The sequence below is a fragment of the Acinetobacter sp. AL9 genome (assembly GCF_041464035.1).
In the GTDB taxonomy this organism is placed as follows: domain Bacteria; phylum Pseudomonadota; class Gammaproteobacteria; order Pseudomonadales; family Moraxellaceae; genus Acinetobacter; species Acinetobacter towneri.
In genome coordinates, this window is record NZ_JAYFSK010000093.1 from 1 (window position 1) to 5,694 (window position 5,694).

General features: G+C 40.9%; 6 protein-coding genes and 1 pseudogene. 4 read left to right on the forward strand and 3 right to left on the reverse strand.

The window, feature by feature from the left end; translation table 11 throughout:
* The first annotated feature begins 209 nt into the window (after nt 1-209).
* Together ACEO2X_RS13090 and ACEO2X_RS13095 are read left to right on the forward strand one after the other, a co-directional pair.
* Nucleotides 210-464: a hypothetical protein gene (locus ACEO2X_RS13090; RefSeq protein ID WP_004972946.1), complete on the forward strand. Its 255-nt coding sequence runs from the start codon at nt 210-212 to the stop codon at nt 462-464.
* Nucleotides 465-484: 20 nt separating this feature from the next.
* Entirely contained in the window at nt 485-670 is a 186-nt protein-coding gene (locus ACEO2X_RS13095) for a hypothetical protein (protein ID WP_004972947.1), read from the forward strand.
* A gap of 59 nt (nt 671-729) precedes the next feature.
* On the opposite strand, the gene ACEO2X_RS13100 is transcribed toward ACEO2X_RS13095, so the two are convergent.
* On the reverse strand, nt 730-1,509 hold the full coding sequence (locus ACEO2X_RS13100) for a ferredoxin--NADP reductase (RefSeq protein ID WP_004972950.1): 780 nt from the start codon (nt 1,507-1,509) through the stop codon (nt 730-732).
* Nucleotides 1,510-1,629: 120 nt separating this feature from the next.
* Here ACEO2X_RS13100 and tsaA point away from each other — a divergent pair, with 120 nt between their 5' ends.
* Nucleotides 1,630-2,367 carry a tRNA (N6-threonylcarbamoyladenosine(37)-N6)-methyltransferase TrmO gene (tsaA, locus tag ACEO2X_RS13105; RefSeq protein ID WP_207973603.1) on the forward strand — a complete coding sequence of 246 codons (738 nt, stop codon included), beginning with the start codon at nt 1,630-1,632 and terminating at the stop codon, nt 2,365-2,367.
* On the opposite strand, the gene ACEO2X_RS13110 is transcribed toward tsaA, so the two are convergent.
* On the reverse strand, nt 2,364-3,566 hold the full coding sequence (locus ACEO2X_RS13110) for a DUF4010 domain-containing protein (protein WP_167846470.1): 1,203 nt from the start codon (nt 3,564-3,566) through the stop codon (nt 2,364-2,366). The genes tsaA and ACEO2X_RS13110 overlap by 4 nt on opposite strands.
* 248 nt (nt 3,567-3,814) lie before the next feature.
* Between ACEO2X_RS13110 and ACEO2X_RS13115 the strand changes: the two genes are divergently transcribed.
* Nucleotides 3,815-5,572 (forward strand): GspE/PulE family protein, encoded by a 1,758-nt coding sequence (locus tag ACEO2X_RS13115; protein WP_371972125.1) that lies wholly within the window; start codon nt 3,815-3,817, stop codon nt 5,570-5,572.
* Between the two features lie 6 nt (nt 5,573-5,578).
* Here the strand turns inward: ACEO2X_RS13115 and ACEO2X_RS13120 are convergent.
* Nucleotides 5,579-5,694: pseudogene (locus ACEO2X_RS13120) on the reverse strand (IS982 family transposase); the annotation flags it as partial.

The window sequence follows — 5,694 nt, forward strand, 5'->3', positions numbered from 1 at the left end:
ACAATACAAAAAATTTCTGTAAAATCGTACATGGTAGTTAGAGCCTTTGGGTTGTGTCGTAACTTTCTAAATGGCTCTAACTACCTTTTTTTCAAGGGCTTTTCTTATCCGTAATTCGGGTTATATAACTAAAATTAAAAATAAATTGATGTATTTAAAAATAATTTACACGATGAATAATATTTAATTTTTTTTAAATTGAGGGTTAAATGAAACTAATTAAATTATTTTCTATAGCAAGCCTGATTGCTTTGGCTGGCTGTAGTTCTAAAGTAGTGACTTATGATACTGCAGGGCAAGTGATTGGTTCATGTGTCGCTACACAGGGCTTTATTTTGGGGGCTAAAGCTGTGTGTTATGGTGGTGCCAACATACAAGGCATTAACTATTCTAAAGTAGATGAGCGCACGGGTTTATTGCCAACCATACCAAATAATTCGCAGATTTCACTGCAACAAGACTAATTTTTTAGAGGGGTAATACAATGAAAATTTCTAGTTTAATCGCATTAACAGCGGCTATTTTGATGACAGGTTGTGCTTCAAAAGTGACAACTTATGATTCGAGTGGTCGTATGATTGGTTCATGTCAGGCAGAGCGTGGGTTTGTAATTGGTGGTGGTGCACACTGTGAAGGACGTGCTAACCAAGAAGGTCGCAGTGTACGTTAATTGATGCTAATGACAAAAAACCGAGCTATTTAGCTCGGTTTTTTTAGATTCAACAGCTTTTATTTTTCAACGAAAGCACGTTCAATCACGTAATCGCCCAATTCACCCATACGTGGTGATTCTTTTAAACCATGTTGGTCAAGTAATGCTGCAACATCTTTTAAGAATGCAGGGCTACCACATAACATGGCACGGTCAGTTTCAGGGTTAAAACGTGGTAAACCAATTTTTTCAAAGATTTCACCCGATTCAATTGCCGTGGTCACACGTCCTTGGTTTGGATATTCTTCACGTGTAACGGTTGGGTAATATACCAGTTTTTCACGAATACCAAGTTCTTGGAAAAACTCGTGATTTGGTAATTCATTTAGAATTAAATCTTGATAAGCCAATTCAGAAATGAAACGTGTACCGTGAACCACAATCACTTTTTCAAAGCGTTCATAAGTTTCAGGGTCGCGGATGGTTGCCAAAAATGGAGCTAGACCTGTACCTGAAGAAAGTAAGTATAGGTTTTTACCAGGATTTAAATCATCCAGTACCAAAGTGCCTGTAGGTTTTTTAGAAACCAGCAATTCATCGCCCACTTTTACTTTTTGTAAAATAGACGTTAAAGGGCCATCAGGTACTTTAATTGAGAAGAATTCTAGCTCTTCTTCATAGTTAGCACTGGCAATCGAGTAAGCGCGCATTAAAGGCTTGCCATTTACTTCCAGACCAATCATCACAAATTGACCGTTTTTAAAACGTAGTGCGGTATCGCGAGTCGTTTTAAAACTGAATAAAGTGTCATTCCAGTGGTGTACGTGAGTAATCTTTTCGACGTTGAAAGCAGCCATTAAAGGTCTCAATAAATTATCAAATTAGAACAGCTTGCTATTCTAATCTAAAATCATTCTCTATAAACTGAATATATTTAATTGAGCTTATCAGAAAAAGTGATGAAGACTGATCTAAAAATGCCAATAATCGGATTTATGCACTCTCCCTACCGAGAAAAATTTGGTATTCCTCGTCAACCAAATCTGGTACAGGTCGAATCGTATATTGAAATGCAAGCGCCTTATAACGATGTGTTGGCATTTCAAGGGATCGAAGCGTTTAGTCACTTATGGTTAATCTGGCAATTTCACGACAATAAAAACCAAACCGATGCTCATCCAACCGTACAGAAACAGCAAAACCCCTGTTTTCGTGCACAAGTGCGTCCGCCACGTTTGGGTGGTAATCAAAAAATAGGTGTGTTTGCGACGCGCAGCATGTATCGACCTGCACCCATTGGTTTATCTGTAGTGCAATTTAAACAGGTCAAAAAAGTGGGTAAGTCACTGCGAGTTTATGTGACAGGAGCAGATTTGTTGCATGGCACGCCTATTTTGGATATTAAACCTTATATTCAATATTCAGATGCTGTGCCTGATGCACAAAGTGGTTATGCGCAAGATGAACCCATAAGAAAAACAGTGCTATGGATGGACACAGCCGAAGCGCAAAAAAATCAGTTGCTCGAATCTGGCGTATTACAGCCACAGATTGCGCAGGAATTGGAACAGGTCTTGTCTTTAGATCCACGACCTGCATATCAGGATGATGCTGAACGAATTTACACCATGAATTTTGCAGATTTTGATGTCAGTTTCCGTGTCGATCAGCACGCAGTACACATCCTAAAAATTGTTTTAATCGCTGTCGATTAAACCATCATATATAAAATAGCCACCAACGCCAGCATGTGCAAAATTTGGGTAGGTGCGAAATAAAGTGCAAAACGTAAGCCGCCAATGAGTGCGGCATTGATACATTTAGAAATTGCATGAGCAACAAGACCTAAAATTAAGGCGTACAGCAACATTTGCTGACTGGGTGGACCTTGCATCACTACAGTAGCAATGGCGGCATGCACCTCAAATAAAGAGGCGAGTAAGGTACCAATGATTAAGCCTGCGTCGCCAAGCATTTGCTCTAAGCCGTAGACCATGGCTTGAATTGCGGTTAAGGTCGCCACAATAATAGCGGCTTCTTTAAGGCTAAACATACGGGTGTCGGCTTCAGGTTTTGCTGTTGTCGTATTTTTATGCTTTTTAAGCAAGCATACGCCGACCAAAATTAAAATGCCAATGCCTGCCAGACTGGGCATAATTAACAGCTTAAACCACGCCAGATTGACACCCGCCACAATAATCAACATTTGCGCTAAAGTTGCCACGCAAGACATCAGAGCTGCACCTGCATTGGCACGTGCGTCGCCACGACCTGCGCGTACTTCCATGCCTAAACTGGCAATGGTTGCGGTGCTTGATACAAAACCTGAAGCAATTGCAGATAATATGAGGGCGTTGCTGCTTGAGAGTAAACGCTTGGCGATATGCGCTAAAGCCTGCACACTTAAAATTAAAATCAATAATTTTAAAATCACATAAGGATTAAGTACATTGCCCCATAGTGCGGTATTGGGTGTCAGCGGCAAGGCAATTAACACCAAAGCCAGTAAGAACAAGCCATCACGTAGTTCAGCTTCGGTAATCCACTGACTGACAATGCCATGCATGGTGTGCTTGGTCATGAGTAAACCTGTCAAAATAACCGATAAACCTGCTGCCAATGGAATATTCCATAAACACAATGCACCAATAAAATAGGTCATCACGAAGGCAAGTTCGGTGGTAGCGCCGGGGTCATCTTCCGTTTGATTTTTGAGGGAATATAAGCCAATTCCCCCAACAATCAACGCACCCACAATGGCAATGCTCGTGCCCAATAAGAAGCAAATGGCACCTAATAATGCGCAAATTCCAAAGGTACGTACGCCTGCAAAACGGTGATGTTGTCCATTTTTTTTACTGCGTTCACGCTCTAATCCAATCAGTAAGCCACAGCCAAGTGCTGCTGCAAACATGGTGAGCAGTTCGGGAAAATTGGTTGTAACCAAAGATGGAGGAGTCAGAAAATCCACAGCAACATTCCAAATACAAGGTGTTATTTTAAACATCATATATTTGAATTGTGTTTATCGCCATTTATGAATCTATTTTCACTCTAAAATTATGGCTTAATCGAACCATACAAGATTACTGTATTAAAGAAGTCATTCAGCCCTGAAAGCAAACTCTGCTATAGTAAACCCAGATTTTGGGGCATATAACAATGAATTTTAATTTTGAAATAGACAGTACTTGGTGCTTAGAACAATTAGTCAAAGATGGTAAAATTACCGAACGTGATCAGGCTTTGGTACAAACCACGCATCGTCAACGTGATCAATTAAAATGGCATCCGTTACAATGGATTGCCAACTTTAATTTGGTCGATCAAAGTCATCCCCAAACCACTTTAACTTTAAACCGTTTATGCCAATGGCTGGCTGATAAATCAGGCTTGCCATTCTATATTATTGATCCGTTAAAAGCCGATGTTGCTGCTTTAACAGCTGTGATGTCGCAGGAATTTGCATTGCGTAACCGTATTTTAGCTGTGGAAGTGATTGCAGATGCGGTGTTAATTGCGACAGATCAACCTTATAAAAAAGAATGGGTTGCCAACTTAGAACATAGTTTATTGCCCAAAAAAATTCAGCGAGTTTTACTCAGCCCAGATCAATTACAGCGTTATTTGATCGAATATTACCAAGTGAGTCGCGCAGTACACTCATCACAAAAATCTTCTGCACATGACCGTGAAAATAAAGGGGTCGAGGCTTTATTGCAATTGGGCGATACCCAAAACCCAGATGCCAATGATCAACATATTGTGAAGTTGGTGGATTGGGTGCTGCAATTTGCCTTTGAACAAGGCGCAAGTGATATTCACCTCGAACCACGTAAAGACACAGGCAAAGTACGTTTTCGTATTGATGGCGTGTTGCACACCATCTATAACATGCCTGCCAATACGCTTACCGCAGTCATCTCACGGATTAAAATTTTAGGGCGTATGAATGTAGCCGAAAAACGTAAACCGCAAGATGGACGTTTAAAAACCCGAACTCCAAAAGGACAAGAAACTGAACTGCGTTTATCGACCTTACCAACGGCGTTTGGCGAAAAACTGGTGATGCGTATTTTTGACCCAGAAGTATTGGTACGCAGTTTTCAGCAATTGGGTTTTGATAGTCGTTTGTTGAATGAATGGCATGCCCTGACTGCACATAGTCACGGCATTATTTTGGTTACAGGCCCTACAGGTTCGGGTAAAACCACCACGCTGTATTCATCGCTAAAGCAATTGGCTACCGATGAAGTCAATGTCTGCACCATTGAAGACCCGATTGAAATGTTAGAACCGAGTTTTAACCAAATGCAGGTGAATACTGCAATTGATTTAGGTTTTGCCGATGGTGTGCGTGCCTTAATGCGTCAAGACCCTGACATTATTATGGTCGGAGAAATTCGAGATCAGGATACCGCAAATATGGCGATTCAAGCGGCACTGACGGGGCATTTAGTTTTATCGACACTGCATACTAATGATGCGCCGTCAAGTTTGACTCGTTTGCATGATTTGGGCGTGCAGCCATTTTTGACTGCTGCCACAATTTTAGGCGTTTTGGCACAGCGTTTGGTGCGTAAGCTATGTCCGCATTGTAAGCAGGAAGGCTCAATAAATGAAAAAGACTGGGAACATTTGACCTTTGACTACATTATGGAAATGCCTGCACAAGTGTTTAAACCTGTCGGATGCGATGAATGTCGTCAAACGGGCTATAAAGGTCGGGTCGGAATTTATGAGTTTATGCCTTTAAGTTTAGACACCAAACAGCTCATCAGTGCCAATGCCAATTTAAATGAATTACGTCAGCAAGCTAAAAAAGAGGGCATTGAACCGTTGCGTATTGCAGGCGCACGCAAAGTTTTAGAAGGCATGACCACTTTAGAGGAAGTGTTGCGAGTCGTGCCATTAAATTAACCCCAGTTACGGATAAGCCAAAGATTTAATCACATGAATTTTAGGCTTATTCTTTTGGCAAAGTTGATACGCACATAGTGAAGAAAATACGCCTGCTAAAAAACCAGCAATCGAACGATGTT

Excerpts from the sequence above, each read along its gene's own strand:
- ACEO2X_RS13090 (WP_004972946.1), top strand. The coding sequence starts at position 210 with ATGAAACTAATTAAATTATTTTCTATAGCAAGCCTGATTGCTTTGGCT.
- ACEO2X_RS13095 (WP_004972947.1), top strand. The coding sequence starts at position 485 with ATGAAAATTTCTAGTTTAATCGCATTAACAGCGGCTATTTTGATGACA.
- ACEO2X_RS13100 (WP_004972950.1), bottom strand. The coding sequence starts at position 1,509 with ATGGCTGCTTTCAACGTCGAAAAGATTACTCACGTACACCACTGGAAT.
- tsaA (WP_207973603.1), top strand. The coding sequence starts at position 1,630 with ATGCCAATAATCGGATTTATGCACTCTCCCTACCGAGAAAAATTTGGT.
- ACEO2X_RS13110 (WP_167846470.1), bottom strand. The coding sequence starts at position 3,566 with ATGTTTGCAGCAGCACTTGGCTGTGGCTTACTGATTGGATTAGAGCGT.
- ACEO2X_RS13115 (WP_371972125.1), top strand. The coding sequence starts at position 3,815 with ATGAATTTTAATTTTGAAATAGACAGTACTTGGTGCTTAGAACAATTA.